Annotated in this window: 14 protein-coding genes and 1 pseudogene; 2 read left to right on the top strand and 13 right to left on the bottom strand. The window is 42.6% G+C overall.

The features are described 5' to 3' along the window. Positions 1-149: 149 nt before the first annotated feature. Positions 150-733, top strand: a pseudogene (locus VP98_RS19495) (RNA-guided endonuclease TnpB family protein); the annotation flags it as partial. A gap of 192 nt (positions 734-925) precedes the next feature. Here the strand turns inward: VP98_RS19495 and VP98_RS17970 are convergent. Continuing rightward, complete coding sequence (locus tag VP98_RS17970; RefSeq protein ID WP_046176736.1) at positions 926-1,576, bottom strand: hypothetical protein; 651 nt, start codon at positions 1,574-1,576, stop codon at positions 926-928. Between the two features lie 1,090 nt (positions 1,577-2,666). After that, positions 2,667-2,984 carry a hypothetical protein gene (locus VP98_RS17965; protein ID WP_046176735.1) on the bottom strand — a complete coding sequence of 106 codons (318 nt, stop codon included), beginning with the start codon at positions 2,982-2,984 and terminating at the stop codon, positions 2,667-2,669. 1,255 nt (positions 2,985-4,239) lie between these two features. Between VP98_RS17965 and VP98_RS17960 the strand changes: the two genes are divergently transcribed. Beyond that, positions 4,240-5,574 (top strand): replication initiation protein, encoded by a 1,335-nt coding sequence (locus tag VP98_RS17960; RefSeq protein WP_046176734.1) that lies wholly within the window; start codon positions 4,240-4,242, stop codon positions 5,572-5,574. Between the two features lie 246 nt (positions 5,575-5,820). Here VP98_RS17960 and VP98_RS17955 read toward each other — a convergent pair whose 3' ends face one another. The 11 genes from VP98_RS17955 to VP98_RS17905 form a co-directional block, all read right to left on the bottom strand. Then, positions 5,821-6,537, bottom strand: coding sequence for a hypothetical protein (locus tag VP98_RS17955; RefSeq protein ID WP_046176733.1), 717 nt, complete (start codon positions 6,535-6,537; stop codon positions 5,821-5,823). A 13-nt stretch (positions 6,538-6,550) separates the two neighbouring features. Further along, positions 6,551-7,372 carry a S1 RNA-binding domain-containing protein gene (locus tag VP98_RS17950; protein WP_046176732.1) on the bottom strand — a complete coding sequence of 274 codons (822 nt, stop codon included), beginning with the start codon at positions 7,370-7,372 and terminating at the stop codon, positions 6,551-6,553. A 41-nt stretch (positions 7,373-7,413) separates the two neighbouring features. Continuing rightward, positions 7,414-9,183, bottom strand: coding sequence for a type IV secretory system conjugative DNA transfer family protein (locus VP98_RS17945; RefSeq protein WP_231584215.1), 1,770 nt, complete (start codon positions 9,181-9,183; stop codon positions 7,414-7,416). Then, positions 9,140-9,619, bottom strand: coding sequence for an RNA-binding protein (locus VP98_RS17940; protein ID WP_046176731.1), 480 nt, complete (start codon positions 9,617-9,619; stop codon positions 9,140-9,142). The genes VP98_RS17945 and VP98_RS17940 overlap by 44 nt, the downstream gene beginning before the upstream one ends. After that, positions 9,616-9,807 (bottom strand): hypothetical protein, encoded by a 192-nt coding sequence (locus VP98_RS17935; protein ID WP_046176730.1) that lies wholly within the window; start codon positions 9,805-9,807, stop codon positions 9,616-9,618. The genes VP98_RS17940 and VP98_RS17935 overlap by 4 nt, the downstream gene beginning before the upstream one ends. A gap of 4 nt (positions 9,808-9,811) precedes the next feature. Continuing rightward, a complete protein-coding gene (locus VP98_RS17930; protein ID WP_197076619.1) occupies positions 9,812-10,831 on the bottom strand; it encodes a replication-relaxation family protein in 1,020 nt (339 codons plus the stop codon). A gap of 321 nt (positions 10,832-11,152) precedes the next feature. Further along, a complete protein-coding gene (locus VP98_RS17925; protein WP_046176728.1) occupies positions 11,153-11,806 on the bottom strand; it encodes a RusA family crossover junction endodeoxyribonuclease in 654 nt (217 codons plus the stop codon). Between the two features lie 294 nt (positions 11,807-12,100). Beyond that, the gene (locus VP98_RS17920) at positions 12,101-13,171 is read right to left on the bottom strand and encodes a peptidoglycan DD-metalloendopeptidase family protein (RefSeq protein ID WP_046176727.1); all 1,071 of its coding nucleotides are present in this window, start codon (positions 13,169-13,171) and stop codon (positions 12,101-12,103) included. Between the two features lie 24 nt (positions 13,172-13,195). After that, complete coding sequence (locus VP98_RS17915; protein ID WP_046176726.1) at positions 13,196-13,867, bottom strand: hypothetical protein; 672 nt, start codon at positions 13,865-13,867, stop codon at positions 13,196-13,198. Between the two features lie 2 nt (positions 13,868-13,869). Further along, positions 13,870-16,185: a CD3337/EF1877 family mobilome membrane protein gene (locus VP98_RS17910; protein ID WP_046176725.1), complete on the bottom strand. Its 2,316-nt coding sequence runs from the start codon at positions 16,183-16,185 to the stop codon at positions 13,870-13,872. Between the two features lie 82 nt (positions 16,186-16,267). Beyond that, a complete protein-coding gene (locus VP98_RS17905) occupies positions 16,268-16,774 on the bottom strand; it encodes a hypothetical protein (RefSeq protein ID WP_046176724.1) in 507 nt (168 codons plus the stop codon). Between the last annotated feature and the right edge of the window lie 3 nt (positions 16,775-16,777).

The following is a 16,777-nucleotide window of genomic DNA, read 5'->3' as shown; positions in this document are numbered from 1 at the left end:
CTTCTTTTTTACATCCTCTGGATAACTGACCATTGTACCTATAGAAAAACACCTCTAAATTGGCTTTTAGATAGCGATCTTTATGGAAAAAAGGGAAATAGTATATGTCTGTGGCGGCTTCCTTTGAACTGTAGGTGGTTTCCTCTTTTTCTAAAGGGATGGGTGTAGACGCAGGGCTGAATTATTTAGCTGTTGCTTCAATAGGGACAAATTCATTATTTTTCAAAGGAAATGAGGCTGCTTTTATTCGAAGAACATTTTCTTCACGGAGAAAAAACTCAGGAAAAAATAAGCTTCTTTCTGTTAGTAAAGCCTCTAAAAATAAAGAATCCCAATAGATGAAAAACCTGAATCATAAAATAAGCCGGCAAATTGTTCGTTTCGCTGCAGAGAACCGTGTTCGCTACATTCGAATGGAAGATTTGACAGGTATTCGCCTTAAAGCCAAGTCAAAAAAGATGCAGGCAGAAATCTGCACTCTTGGGCACATTATCAGCTTCAGCAGTTTATTGAATACAAAGCCAAAATGGCAGGGATTCAAGTGGAATATGTGAATCCGCATCATATCTCCCAAACATGCAAATGTGGCCACGCAGACAAAAAGAATCGAAAAAGACACCCGTTTGCTTGTGTCAAATGTCAGTATACCCTTCATGCTGATGCGAATGCGGCCATTACTATTTCAAAAGCCATCAGCGGCCTTTCCAAAAAGAAAAACAAGCAAGCCGCTTAACCTAGTCCTGTGGTAACAGCAGGACGGGCTGATGACACTGCCCCTAACTGAAGGCGAGTTCTAAACAATGAACGCGTTCGCACTTCAGAACCCCATCCGTCTCACCGCAAAGTGAAGGACTTGCGGCTTTAACCGTGGGAGTGTCAATAAAGCGCCTGCTTAAACACCTGGACACAGTTTCAACCGTTTCGTTCATTCTTTCTTGAACATCCACTCAATTTCAGAAAGAGATGTATTCCACCCGGTCGTATAGCCATCTTGTTTGCCTTGAATACGTGTTGTTTTATGACGGACCGCCTTCATTTGTTTGTCCATAAGATTAAGCTCTTCTTTTATAACATGAAATTTAGCACTCTCTCCTTTCACAAGACGTCTTTTGCGAAGAAGGTATTGCAACTGCTTTGCATATTGATAACCCTGCGCCATATTAAAAGCAGTTGTTTCAATTTTATGATAAATCCCGCTAATTTCTTTGTCTGTTCGGCTTAATTCATCTGACAGCTGTTCGCCGTACATCGTTATTTTCTGCAAAGACATTTCAATCTCTGAAAAAGACTGGCTCAGTATACTGCCGGATGCAGGCTTTTTCTTTTGTTCTTTTTTAGGCTCACGGACATCTAAGGAAACAATTTTTCTCAATTGTTTATCAAGCTGCACAGCTATATTCTCTCCTTCGAATAAGTGACCCGTCTCACACACTCCTTTGTATATGCCCGTTTCAATAATGCGGCGGGCACGCGCTGTCCATTCTTCTCGTTCTCCTGAAAGAGCCAGTTTCTTCATCAATGCCTTACTGACATTTAATGTTCCTATTTTAATTTGTTTTCTATTTATACTCTCCATTAGCTTGTCCCTCCTTAAGTCTAACTAAACCTGTCAATCGCATTTTGTTATTTGATTATTTATATGCTCCTTTAGCGGTTCCATTGTATGTATAACGGGCATTGCACGCATTAAACGTTCTTCTTTGATTCTTGAACTTCTCTTAGCATGGCTCCATAGTAAATTGGATCTTTTTGAGCATAACGTTGTGCTTTAAACGCGCCTTCCAGCAAACTATCCATGTATGACAGAGGCTTATTACTACTAGCATTTGCAGTTTGTGTGTGAACCGTTCCACCTAAATCAAAGATTTTGATGGAGCGGTTCACATTTAGAGAACATAACAATTTAGGGATGATTTCTTTAAAAGATAACAGATTTCAGATAAAAAAGGGGACGAATTTGCATTTATCCTTAAGCATAATAAGCAAATGCCATTTTGCACGGTGTCGGAGTAACCTTCACAAAACACCATGTCCTAAATACGCTAGATTATGATATGTTTATCCTAAAAATGGTATGGTTCATCCTAATTTTGTTATATTTTACCTCAATTCCGTTATATATAGGACGTTTCAATGCCTAGTGCTATTGGTTTTTTTCAGGCCTAAAACATAAAAAACAATTATTGATAAAACACTTAAAACACAGGTTTCTGTTAGTTTATTCAACCCTTATCTTACATACTGTGGCAGGAACAAAATAAACAGCTACCACTTCTTATGTTTTTTCTAACGCTTTTGGGATGTTCTCATTCCTAAGCCTAACTTTTTTAGGACGAAATGAAAAATCAGTTATGTTTTAAACGTTTGCTGTAAAGTTTCTTTTCGGGCTTCTTTGGAACAGAAACCAACCCTAACTTTTAATAAAGCCTAAAACAAATAAATACCTTTTAAGTGTTAGGGTTGTATAGCTACATTTACAGAGCAGTTCACTAGGGGCTGCTTTTTATCTTCTTCATCAATTGTCACCTTTACTGCCGCATCCTTAATGATTCGTAAATAAAGTGTTCCTTATCTGCCAACAGTCGCTCAATTTGGAAACCAACGAATAAATTATGGCTGATGGTATCTTCTAAAAAACTCACTCTGAACGCTTCAGCTACTTTTGACTATTCTCGATCCACTTCCTCCTCTGGCGGTAAAACAGGCTTTTTATTCGGATCGAGGAAAAGAAGTTGAATACGGCTTTTGTAAACCCGGTGCTCTTTTGCTAGCCGAGCCCTTTCATCCCACAATTCAGTTTCCTTCCCAAAGTGCTTAATGGATAGAATGACGGTTTTATCTTCAAACGTTACCTCCAGCTCTTCTTCTGAAAGCCGTGGATCTAATATCTCTCCGTCAAGATTTCGAGCCAAAGTGCCATCTTCTTTAAAATCCGCTGTATATACTGGTCGAACAACATTCATCAAAAAGGCAACTCGAATCATACAGCAACCACTTCCTCCTTTGTTAATTCAATTTTATTTTGTGCAGCTTTTAAGCTGTACTTGACCTTGGCCGCTTCACATGCATTATTTTAACCTTATTGCCTGATGATCTAAAAACCAATGCCATTTTTGAGTTATCCAAAATGTCTTGACTTCCCCGTTGATACGGTTCCTGCTCATAAACCTACTCAATAGTACTGCATTTAAAAGATTACGAACCACCTCAATATGACACAGCTCTTTTGCAAAAACGGACACGCCAATCTTCACCAACTTGCCGATCTCATCTCAAACATAAAGGAGTCGTAACCAAATATTTTTATTTTTTAATGTCCCTCAAAATAGGGTGTCAGCCATATGTATAGGCACTCGCGTAATCAATTTCTTGACCTTTTCCGTTAAGACGACTGGCATCATAGCAAGCCAGGCGCTCCATTACCCCAAATTAGGGGACATATTGTGATGTCTACGCTATTTTTTTCCTCTTAATAACTAAACTTAAGCTGTAAAAACGAACCCATCTTGAACTTTGACCCCATTTAAAGGGATATATAAATGAATGAAGAACCCTGTGACCCCACTTAGAAGGACGCATTCTATATAATATGCCTTTTTCCTATTCTGCACCCCATTGAGAGGGACATACAGATCTTATTCGAGAAGAGGAATTCATTATAAAAAAAGAGTGATGTCCCAGAGACAAAAGTGTTTTTTCTGCATCTTCATATTTGAATTTTTATTGTCTTTCTCCTGTTTACTTCAGGATTATTTTCTGATCAGTTCAGCAGCAACCAGCACTCTCTCTTTCAGGGACCAAAAAAAGTGCTTGGGCGTTCACCCCATTTAAAGGGATATAATACATGGTCCTCAATTTCTTTAATTCTCCACCCTATTTAAGAGGACATATCACCCTAATTCACAGGACATATAGAACCAATTCACAGGACATGTTGCCCCAAATTAAGGGATATACCACCCCATTTAAAAGGATACATGACCCCATTCAAAGGGACATATAGGCTTCCCATCCCTTGATACGACTCGTTTTAAAAGTTCTCTTAACAAAGAAAACAAAGAAAGCATTTTAAAACAGATATAAAATAAAAAACAGCAAGCTGGAAGCTGATTTAGCTGACCCCATAATAAAGGATATATTGCAGTTTGTTTACATTTTTCCTGTCCGCCTTTTACTTCTCAAAAAATCTGACTAAAATAGAAAAAGAATACCATGCTTTTCGGAGGAGGTGGATCTGCTGTGAAAAACCGTCAGCTGTCTTTTGAAGATGACATGTTCGAAGCCAATATAAAACCGGAATACTGGGTAAATCAGTCCACGAGCCTTATTAATATGGCTCAGAACCTTACAGTGACAGAGCGCCGTATTATCTATTCTTTAATCGCCCTGATTCAGCCAGACGATCGTGATTTCAAAACGTATGTCCTTAGCGTAAAAGACCTTGCCCAGTTAATCGGCTACAAAGGAAAAAGTTTTTATAGCCAGGTAGAAAAAGCGATTGACGGGATTATGCAAAAACAGATCACCATCTATTCTACAGACGGAAAGCAGCGGGTCGTAGATAAAATTCAATGGGTACAGCAAGCCACTTATTTTCATGGAAACGGACAAGTGAAGATTAAACTGTCTGATGCTCTTGCTGAATACCTGCTGAACCTCGAAAAATTTACAAAGTACCGCTTAATTAATGTCCTCCGCTTAAACAGCGAATATTCGTGGAGAATTTATGAATTTCTAAAAGAAGATGAGTGGAAATCCCGATCTATTATACAGAAAGAGACAAATAAGAAGTGGAAATCCCATCGAATTATGTATGTGAAAGAATTGAGGCAGCTGCTCGATATTCCAGATGATACACTAAAACTGATGAAACACTTTAGAGCGACCGTACTGGAGAAAGCGAAAAAAGAACTCAATGAAAAAACTGATATTGAATTTGACTATGAGGTACATACCAAAAAAGGCAGACGGATTGAATCCTTTATTTTTTACATAAATCCAAGCCAGCGGTTTCAAGATCTTCAAACAGATGTTGATTCTACAATGGAGCAGGTTCAGTCACTGGTGAATGTGCTGATAAAAAATGGCGTAAGAGGAGATGCAGCGATTAAATTAGCAGGAAAATATCATTATGATTACCTCCGCGCAAACATCCGATATGTGATCACAAGCACTTCATCGAAGAAGAACCATGCCGGTTATATTATATCGGCTGTCAAAGAAAATTATGCTGACTATAAAGGACCGGCAGAGAAAACAGAAAAAGATCCATTCTACAATTTAATTCTCGGCCAGGTAGAGCAGCGTTTGAAACAAATGAATGAACGGGATAATAAAGCTCTTGAGCAAATCGTGAAAAGACATGAAAAAATGCTGCTGGAAAACCCAGATGCAGATATTAAGCAAATTATCGAGAGCCGCAAATCCTCTGTTATGTCCGAGCTGGACAAAATAGAAACGGTTCGAAACAAGCAAAACCACCCTTCATTGTCAGAAGAGGATATCTCAAACCAAACGGTAAAAGACATATTCAGTGAGTGGAAAGCCCAAATAATAGATGTAGATGTGTACTAGAAGAAAGGATAGCATCCTTTCTCTTTAAAATATCAAAAGGAAGCACGCGGACTAATTCGTGCTTCCTTTTTTCCTGTTCTTTTATCTGGAATACCCGCATTCATAAGACCTTATGAGTGGTAGGAACAAAAGATCTTCATCAGTGGAAAAAATGGACTGTAGCCGCACAGTGATAATAAAAGCCACTTCCGAAAAAAGAAGATGTTAGACCTTTTCGGATATACTGGCTGTTTGCCCGCCTTTCTTTCAAGCCATGTTTACGGGGCTTTGTTGTGGAAGCTGTTCTTCAACCCACTCACTTCCGCTTTTCACATAAAAACCAAGCCTTTCCCGCGCAGAGTGTGCTTCTTGCTGCAAAACAGCTCTTATCTTCATATCGCCACAATGTAAAAGGCCTTCCAAATGCTTGAATGATTCAGTTATCACGATCATCCGCTCATTGAACTCGTTCCATTTCAGAAACACTAAAAGGTCCTGAATATCTCCTTTTGCGGAATAAATATAAAGCGGCTTGTTTTTGTGAAAAATAACTCCTTCAAACGGGTTGATGGCTGGAGAAAGACGCGAGCCGGGAAACCATTCATACAGCTGGAAAAACAGCAGCTTTCCCAGCATATCTCCCGCCCCATACTTCAGCCAGTAGTTGTTTTCATATCCTGGAACACCAGCCGCTTTTGCTCCGTTGATCCCCAATGTATAAACAGGAATCACCTGCTTGTTCTTTTGGATGTCATGACGGACCAGCTTTTTCTCCAGCACCATTTTCTTTTTCCGCTTTTTGTCCAAAGAAAATAACCGGGAAAGCTGCAGGCCTCCGATTACGCCAATGCAGGCGAGCGCCTCAAGCGCCCGCCTTTCTTTTGGTGATTCCCCGTTTACGTATTTGTCCGGCTTGATATGTTCCGGTACTCTTGTCCAGTTACATTTCCAGTTATGTTGGAGTGAAAACGGGCTAAGGCTCATGGTTCTCTGCTCCTTACAGCACCCGCGTAATGCGCGAGCGGATTTGCTGTTTCTTTGCATCGGTTTCGAGTACCCGGACCAGCACCCGGTCCCCTTTTTTGACATCCTGGAATTTTAAATGCCTCGAAAGGCTGTCCACACCCGGCTCCAAGTTAATAAACACACCATATTCACGGACACCCGAGACCGTGCCCACATATTCATTGCCTTTCTGGTAGCGGCCGGCACACGATGGCCATGGGTTGCCTTCCGCTTCTTTCACGCTGACTTTTACTTTAGCATTTTCTTTATCAATCTCCATGACCTTTACTCTTAAGTGGTCACCTAACTTTACTTTCTCTGTTAAGTCATCAATCCAGCCGTAAGAGATGTCTTCAATCGGGATTTTCACTTCAATCCCGCCAATATCTGCCCGCACCTGTGTCGGATTCACCTGGCTTACTACTGCAACAATCATATCGCCCGGCTCAATTTTTTTAAGTGTGATGGACGCGGCCTGTTCTACCGCCGCTTTTCGGGAAGCGGTAAAAATGCCGGCATCCCGGTCATAATTCAGCACTTTAAACAGGACAGGCTGCCCCGTCATGCTGCGCAGCTGGCGGATGGTTTCCACACCGGTAAGCTCCATCGGAATGTAGCCGCGGATGCTGCCGACTGAAACAACGGCACACTGTTTATCGAGCTGCTTTTCAATGCCTATGACCGGCGCCTGCAGAATCGTCTGATTTTGATAAGCACCGAATACTTTCTTCCAGTTTTCATCGACTTCCGTTGCCTGCACCTTTGACGGGTCAAATCCTTCAATCAGTACCTGTGTGAGATTTTCTGCTGCCATTCTTCATCGCTCCTTTTCATTTTTAATTGGCTGTGAACCTGTTAATCCCAAAAACCATCAGATGACTGCGGCGGTGTGAATTCTTTTTTCTTTTGTGCCGTTACCGTTTCAGACTTTGGTTTTTCCGTATGGCTTATTTCTTTTCCTAGTGTTTTGAGCGGTGTCTCGTTTTTTATTTGGGCAGCCTGCTGAACAGCAGGCTTTTTCTCTTCAGCTGGTCCAGCTGACTCTTCAATGCTTGTTTTTTCTTTTGTCGTTTCAGCTTTCTTTTCTTGTCGTACCGCCAATTCTTTATGCTGCAGCAGATTTTCCTCGACAAGGAATGGATCTTCTTCCTTAACTGCTTCAACAGGCTGAAGAGGTTCAGGCACAGGCAGAACTTTTTCTTTCTTCCTGCGCTTTTTTTGTCTAAAGTGCAGTCTCCGCACAAGCCACGGCCGCTTTCTTTCCCATTCTCTTTTTTCTTTCCAGTCACGCGGCACAAAGGTCCCTTTCGCCCGTTCAGGCGGCTGCGGCGTGCCGTCCTGCAGAAGCTTATGAACAAAATGAAAACGAGGAAGCCCGTCCATTAAGTCTGTGTAATAAAAACGGTACTCCTCGTTTTCTGTATCCCGGTATGATTCCGGAAAGAGTTTTGGGATCAGTATTCGGTTTTTGAAAGTGCTCTGCCGCATGATGACCCGGTCCCGGCCAAATTCTTCCGCAAATTCTTTTGCATCTCCCGCAGACAAGCCGCCGAATGTGATTTTATTCCGGCATGAAGTTAAAATGGCCTGCTTCATCGCTTTTGGACTGATCTTTCCTGCTTCTACTTCGAGCTGGCCCAGTGACTGCGTGGCAAAAACACCGGATACCCGGTATTCCGCTGCCAAAGACAGAAACATCTCGACTTCCGGATTAATGTAGCGGCTGTATTCATCAACAATCAGAAAATGCGGAATACGGCTCTGTTCTGTGCCGGGACGCCGAAATGTGCCATTTTGCAGATGCATGATCATGAACTGGCCAAAAGCGTCACCTGCTTTGCGCAGTTTGCCAAGCGCGGTGTTCACTGCCAGGACCCCGCCTTCTTCAAAGTGCCGGTCAATGTTGATATCACTTTTGCCGGTCATAATTCTCTTCAGTGATTCATTGCTTGTGATGTTTTCCAGCTGGGCACGAAGCCCAATCACAAACTGCCGGTATTTCTCGCGCATGCTGCCAAGCAGCTCGGATTCAAAAAAGTGAACGAGATCGGTCAAACCGTCCCGCTTTTTCAGCTCTTTTACCTTTTTCTCCAGTTCTTTTTCATCCCGCAGCGTGTTCATCACATCGATAATATCCATTTTGTCTCCATGCAAAGCTTTCAGAAGTTTGGTGACATTGCGGGCGGACAGCTCCTGGACAGTTGCAAAAAACGCATCCTGTTTGCCAAAAAGCCCTTTCAGTACAACAACGGTTGCTTCCGCTACATCATCCATACTGCCTTCCATCGGGTTAAAACCATGACTGTGAGGCAGCTCCGGGTCAATATGGATACAGGGAATATTCATTTCCGTGCACATTTCTTTTACCATCCCTGCCAGATCCCCTTTTGGCTCAACTACCGATAATCCCAGAGGCATGCCCTGTTTTTTTTGAAGAAGGAGCTGGTAAATCATCGGCTTTAAAATGGTAGCCGTCTTTCCGGAACGAGTGGGACCTACCACAAGCATATGGGTGAAACAGTCGTTTCCCTGCCAGGTAATCGGGAGTCCGATTGAAACCACCTCCTTTAAGCTAGAGCAGTTACTCACGCCCTGCTTTAATCGATTCGCCCAGAATAATAGCAACGGTTTTTTCTGCTCGTTTCCTCTTAAATAAGATCCAGCCTTCTTTAGCCTGTGCAGCTGTCCGCTGAGTGCTGCGTTTTTTCGCCGCTCTTTGTGAAGTAAAATAAAGCATATTCAATACAAGGGCGCCTGTCCCGAAAAGGATCATCGAAATTTTCATCATGCCTGAAGCAGACAGGATGGTTTCAAATGTCCAGCTCTCAAAGATCCAGGCTCCGGCCGTCTGTACCATAAACAAGGACAGGCCGAAAAGCAGAAGTGACACTACGTTTTTTCTTCCTGTACGCTGCATAGCCGCTGCGATGCAAGTGATCCCCAGAATACCTGTAGTGATAAGAAGGGCCTTGGAAGGAGGAATATACCACTCCTGGTACATCCCAATGAATCCCGCTGTTCCTGCTGCAGCAGCAACAAGTGAAAAAACAAACAGCTTCATTCATGGTTCACACGCAGTTTGCGCTTCTCCACTTCTATGACAAAGATCAATTCATCCTTCATGATCTCTTTCATGAGACCGTACATTCTTCTCTGGGACGTGCGCGGCATAGCTGAAATTTCATCATGCAGCAGATGGCCATTATCAATCAGCCCGGTAATCGTTTGGAATTCAGGCAGCAAACTCATCCATTCATCCCTCCTGTGTTTTCGTCATACCGACGGCTTGGATTTCACTTGGGTGTACCTCTTCGTAGTCAAGATGATGAACGTCCTTGAGCAGTTCCTGGTGAAACTGCTTCATATGTGTCAATATCAAAATCCGCCGCTGGTCCCGGTCAAATGCTTCTTTCCGGTACCTTTTCAGGCTGTACACTTTCATCAAATCGGTATCAAGCAAACTAACCAGATACTTTTCCTCTCCATTGTGTTCCACCAGCCGGTCAAATGTGGTATAAAGCCGCGGCTTTTCCGAAAGCGATGTGATGTTATGTTCCGACAGTACACGCAGCATATTTCGCTCATCAGCCATAAACTGAAGATACGCTTTCCCGAATGTATAAGGCATGACATTCAAAGAGCCGCCTGTGATCAACTCTTTTCCCGGGCACGCTGCTTCTGAAATAAAATCACGGAAAGAAGCCTGTCCTTTCGTAAAAATAATAAAGTTGTGGATGGCGGATTCCTTGATTTCTCTTACTACTTTCATGACGTATTTTGGAAGCGTACGGCTCATGAAAATATAAAAGCCATACTCGGTTCCACCGGGACTGGTAAGAGAGCCATGAATATTATTTCCCCTATTCAGTCCATACATGGATTTAATTTCTCTGCTGTCCCGCATTGTCCACCCAAAAGGGGCAAGATCAATCATCAGGTCATTTGCTGAAAGAAGATAGGGAAGAAATCGGCGCGTCACTTTCAGATCTTCAGCTTTCCGGTTTGTAGGAATCCCCTGCTTTTGGAGCATGGAAATTCCCTTATCCGTCAAACAGTGATAGGCACCGATCTTCCTTGTTTTTTCCGAAAGAATAGGCAGCGATTTAATCCAATCTGAATTCCTCATAATATGGGTCTTCTTGTTTGCATAATAAGCAGACATTTGAAAATAGCGCATCAACTGCTGGGTACTCAGCGCCCGGTATTGATAAAGCATATGCAGCATCTCTACATCCCGCGGTTGAATTCTTTTGACTACCTGTTTTCCGCCCAATTTCTTCACCTCGTTTTTGTCCATGGCCGGGATTGTTTAGTTTCCGTCAATCCTCCATGCTTCCGGATTGCTCCAACTAAACTTCCCTTTTTGCTTCAATCCACCAGCCAGTCGATAAAACAGGATAAAAGCGATATATTTACTTTCTCTTTCAGGTAAGAACAGGGAAATCCTAACTCCCCCTTTTCCAATAGCTTTTCATATAGGTTTGCCTGTATTTTTTAGGTAAGAACAGTTGGGTAAGGTTCGGTTATGCTGTTTTTGCTACCAGTTCTTACCTGTACATTGTCTTGCTCTACGTCACCGGTTTTTTCATAATTTTTAATTCCACATGTTTTGGTATTCGGCTGCTTCCTTCGTATTTTTCTCTTCTATTTCTCCTGTCATTTTTTCTTCCTGTGTTTGAAATTGCTGGCCCTCCGCTTCTTCAAGAATTGCGTGTTTAGACAAATGGGGCACCATGATTTCCTGAGAGTGATAACGCTCCATATAAGTAAGAAAATCCGCGAGATGTTCACGGGCTAAAACATATGCCTGAACATGATCTTTGTGTGGATCGTGGTAACCCTCCTCCATCACAGCCAGATCCCGCCAGCTGTCATCCTGTATTAATCCTGTCTGGCGGATGGCATCCAGCAAAAACTTGCGGTTCCGATTATCAAGATCGCGCACGAAACGATCTTTAAAATAGTGAATAATTAATACAGCGGCCCTGCTAAAGGTTAGATCACTAGCGTTTCGGTCATAGGCCTCAAAAGTAGCCCGGAAATAATAGTAACGCACCGCAGATCTGTACTTTCCATCCTGCTGATACAGCGGCAGTGTCCCTTCATACGAGAACTGAAAGACCGGATAGCCATTTATCTGCTTAGCTTCTGTCTTTGCACCTGGATAAACGGTCATGACCGGCTGTTGTGGCGAATAGTCTTCCAGCTCATGAATTCTTCTCATTACATCACTTTTTAACGTCTCCATGTTTTGGAGTAATTCCTTTAAGTGCTCGATTTTCTCCTTTATAACACTCACCTCCTTTCATGACGTTAACCAGCCTCTCGCGACTGAGAGAACAATGGATTTAAAAGAAACGTCAGACACTGATTTTGTCCACATGCGAAAAGCCGCTTACGTCTGACGCATCTGGGTGAGAACCTATGTGAATGAAGAGTTAGCTGCGTTAAATATGTCGGACATTCAAAAAATTTGTGTCAGACGTTTTCTTATCCATCCTTGTTGTAACGGCCTTTATTGCTCCTCCAACGTCATGAACAGCTACTCATTTACTTTCGGACCAAAATCTTTCACATAGCTCATCGGATCAACCGCTTTTCCGTTTATCCTTACTTCAAAATGAAGATGCACACCATAAGAGTGGCCTGTATTACCCATGGTTCCGATTTGCTGGCCAGCTTCCACAGTGGTGCCCGCCGGGATGCCTTTTTTGCTTAAATGTCCATAGCGGGTAGTGATTCCGTTTCCATGGTCAATGATGATCAAATAGCCGTATCCCTTTCCTTTTAATGCTCCATTCAGCTCACTGACAATCACTTTACCGGGCATAAAAGCCACAATGGGCTTGTCCAAATCGTTCCCGCCTGCAATATCAATGCCGGCATGAAGCCTCCCCCAGCGCTGCCCATAAAGAGAAGTGACGTTTTTGGTGTGGGGAACCGGCCAGGCGGTATCACCTTTGATCTCGACCGCCCCCGCGCTGACTTCAGTGACCCCGCCTGTATAGCTTTCAAAAAACCCCATAACATCTGCGACATACTTTTGACTGTGGTTATACGTAAAGACCGCTTTTCTCGGATCGGTTTTCACCCCGGAAGCGGCTAAATAGTTGGCAGTGGAATGAAGCGCATCATCAATGTCCATGGGATCGGCAACTCCGTCTCCATTGCCATCCACCCCATAGCCGCCGTATTTCTTGATCTGGCTTACATCGAGCATGGTTTCTTTATCGATATTGCCGCGTCCAAGGCCGGAACAGGTTGGATGACTCCAGCCTGTCCAGGTACATGGCATGAACTGGGTCGCGCCAACGGCACCCGCGTAACTTTCTGACAGGTTAGAGCTAAAATGAGTTTCTACCCGGTGAATAGCAGCTAAAAGAGTCCACGGGACACCGTACGCTTCTCCTGCTTTCTGGTAATGTTTTATAAACTGTTTTGGCACTTCGTTTTCACCAAGCTGGCTGAGCTGGACGGTACCCGTCGTTTCGGTAAATTCCACCGTTTCTTCTTCAACGTTTGCAATCAAGATAAGCGCAAAAATAAGCACCCCGATGACCATTACGATCGGCGCGCTCAGGATCAAGGGAATGATAAGCAGCCACTTTTTCACACCATCTCCCTCCCGGTAGCGTCACTACTCAAGATAATTAATCAGAAAATCAACGACCTTATATTCACCTTCCATCTTTTCAAGTTTTAGTTTGTATAAATCGGTTTCTGCTCTTTTGGCTCCTTCCGCATCCGTTACTTCGCCATTCACTTTTGCATTCCATGTCATCACTTCGGCCATTGGTGCAAATGGTTCAATGATTTCCAAGGAAATCAGTTTTCTTTCCACCGTCATGGAAGTAGGCCGCTCCGGTGCTTCTATCAAGAACCCATACAACTCACTGCTTACGGTACTTTTACTGTTTCTGATATTCTGAAGCGGATCTTTTCCATTGTACGGATAAAAAGCTGCAATAAATTTCTCAACAGCGGCTTTAGATTTTGCTATTTCTTCTTTGGTAAAATGCTCCTCCATTGATGGAGGCTGTTCTGATTCATTAACAGGTGTGGGAGGGATTTCCCCCAGGTCGCCGTAATCGTCGCCATAGTAATGCTCCGTTGTTTCCTGCTCGCCTTCGCTGTCACGGCTTGCGGCTTCCTTCGTTTCATGCTGACTGTTCTCTTTTGTTCTCACGTGCGGCGGCTGGCCATCCTGTTTCCTCCCTGTGAAAAAGCCCAGCACTAATAGCGCAATGGCTATCCCCATTACGCTGTTTACGATCCATTGCTTCATACGGCTGTCCAGTTGCTGAAACACGGTTACTCATCTCTTTTCGTATCCGTTTTAAAGTCATACAACTCTTGTTCATTCTCATGTTCTGTAGGCTTATAATCTCTAGGATTGTTGCGTACATCATCGGTCCATTTTTCCGTTTCCATATCCTCTTTTTTAGTTTCTTCCCTTTCAAGTGGATATAGTATTGGGTACCCTGCTGATTCTTGATTGGGCACATAGGTGTTATCATTCACATAAAACCCAGTATCTTTAATACCCTCTGTAGACTCGGTATGCCTTTCACTTTTAAAAGAAGAAACTGCTTCTTCTTTTTCATCGTGAAATTCGTTCTGTGCCGGTGGTATATGATGCTGAAGGCTGGCTAAATTCTCATAAGAATCATCGCCGTCTTCAAAAGGAGTATCCATTGCTGAATCCTCTGGCATTTGATTGCTGTCTCGTTTTTCTATGTTTTCATTCTGTTCAGGTGCACTCCAATTTGTGAATTGCATCTCTTCAGCCGGCTCCTCATGGTGTGCAGAATGCTCCATCGGCAGTGTATGATCTTCATCTTGATTCACTTTACTCACATATGAAACTTGTTCCCCGATCGGGATATCGGTATTATCAATAGTCTGCTCTGGATCGGCTGCAGAGTGCTGGCCTGGTTCGTTCAGCTGCTTTTTATTTCCATGTTTCCCCTGCAGGTGTGACAGCATTTGCACTTGGCCAATGCCGGACGTTACACTCTGTATGTTTCCTTCACCTGTGGCAATTTCACCAACCTTTCCACCTATGTTTGCACCTGCTGCAACTCCCGCTCCTCCTGCTATTACACCGCCGACTACTGCACCCGCTACTGTGGCTGTATTTTGCACGCCTGTTTTAACCGGCCTGGTGACGGCTTCCTGAAGAGACCCGACTTCAGCCCGCAGCGCTTGAAATTCTTTTGACCCGGCAGAGAAAATGTTTTTAATCCGGTTTCTGAGAAAAAACATAAGCGCCAGAAGTATGAACTGAAGGACACAGACGATAATGTATTCAGATGCTCCTCCAACTGCAATATTGTTCAAATTGTACACGATTTCTGATATCGCAAAAACCACAATTGCCCCAAAGGAGACTATAATTTTTAAAACCAGCGGAAGCCCCAGTTCAACGAAATACTTTTTCAACACACCGAATTGGCCTGGAATTGCTGCAAACAGCAAAGCAAAAGGGGCAACAGCTGCAATTCCCATGAACCAAAACTGGAAGACCAAAAGCAGCAGTGCCAACAAAAAGACAGGGATTGAGCACAGGCCATTCACTACTAAATACAAAGGGGTAAAAACCGCACGCTCCATTACAGATCCATAGGTCATCATATTATTACTCTCTGCTCGTACTTCTTTGTCTGTTACGTAGTCTTGCCTTCCTTGTCCCGGAGACAGTGTCAGCAGTTCTTGAATTCTTTCACTTCCAATTTCATCGACATCATCTGTACCGTACTGCATAAATAAATATGGACGGTCTACAAACAAAGTCCACACATTATCCATCATCTTTTCTTTCAATGTTATTTCTTTAGTGCCCCTAGATGTATTATTTGATTCTTTTACAGAGGTGTCATTCACAGAGCCAGAAAGGATAAGTTGGCTTGCCTCACTAGTAACTTGGTTAATTCCTGACAGAAATGCACTGTAATTAGAGAAAAATAGAAGCGCAATCGCAAATGTCAGCACCGTTTTCATCATTTCAGCGATTGATTCTACAGCTGCGCGTTTCCATACATAGAGATAACAAGCATAAGCAACGGCCAGCACAGCGATTACACCAGCAAAACTTCCAAATAACCCTGAGTTACCTAAAGTAGCTCCCGATATACCGGTAATGTCTAACATTAGCTCCTGAAGTTTTTCTATAAGCTGGTCAATTAAATTAAATTCATACGCAAGATTTAAAGTCGAAAGCATGAATTGGGTAAGGCGTATATTCAATTGGAACAAAAAGTTGTTAACCATATTCACCAGTTCATATATTTGGCTTATTACTTCGTTCTTTAAAGCAGAACCATTAACAAAACTCCATCCCCTCTTCCACCAACTTTTATTTTCTTCAGCTTTCATTTGTTCATTATCAAGTGGAACAATGTCTAACAAGTAGTGACTGTTTCCATTGCTCAGATCTCCATACTTTACTGAATATAATGTAGAGAAAATCCCCTTTTCCTCTACCTCAGAGTTGTTCATGATTTCTTGTTTTTCCTGTTTATCAGAATTCTCTTCTGCCAACGCTTTTGTAACTGGATAGGTAACTACTAGCAGAATCGAGATAAACAAGAAGATCTTTTTCTTAATACGACACATATTTTTAGGCATAAAAAAACCCTCCCTTATCAAAATAAGGAGTTATTTGGCCTTGTCCCCCCTTCATTAAATTACTTCTTAAAGGAGTTGTTTATTATTCACTTTCTCTGTACTCATGTACGGTAATACCCTTTTCCTTGCCTTCTTCAGATGCGAATATATCTGCTTTTTCTTCGTTGGAGATTCCTACTGGCTTAGTAACTTTCCATCGACCCTCATTATCTTTAACTATCATTATATATTCTGCAGTGCTTTCAGAAAGATTATTATCTGTAAGTTCATACTTTACTCGATAGTAAAGTGTGTTTTCTTCGCCGATACCGTCATAACGTACAATTTCATAACGGTCTCCCATTTCATCTTCCTTACCTGGATATAAATGCTCTCCGTCTTTTAGTAAACTTGTACTTTCTGCATATTGTATACCTTGATCTGTTAAAATTTTTTTCATACGATCATCGTCTCGTTCTACCTTTGACGCAATATACTCATACGCTACTTTATCCGCCGCTTCAAAATCTTGCTTATCTCCACATCCCGCCATCATTAATAAAATCAACAGCATCCCGCCAGCGAACAAACGACTTTTCCATTTTTTCACACG

Source organism: Domibacillus indicus (genome assembly GCF_000970685.1).
Taxonomy (GTDB): domain Bacteria; phylum Bacillota; class Bacilli; order Bacillales; family Domibacillaceae; genus Domibacillus; species Domibacillus indicus.
The sequence above is the reverse complement of the archived record's forward strand: the minus strand, read 5'-3'. Positions and strand labels throughout refer to the sequence as shown.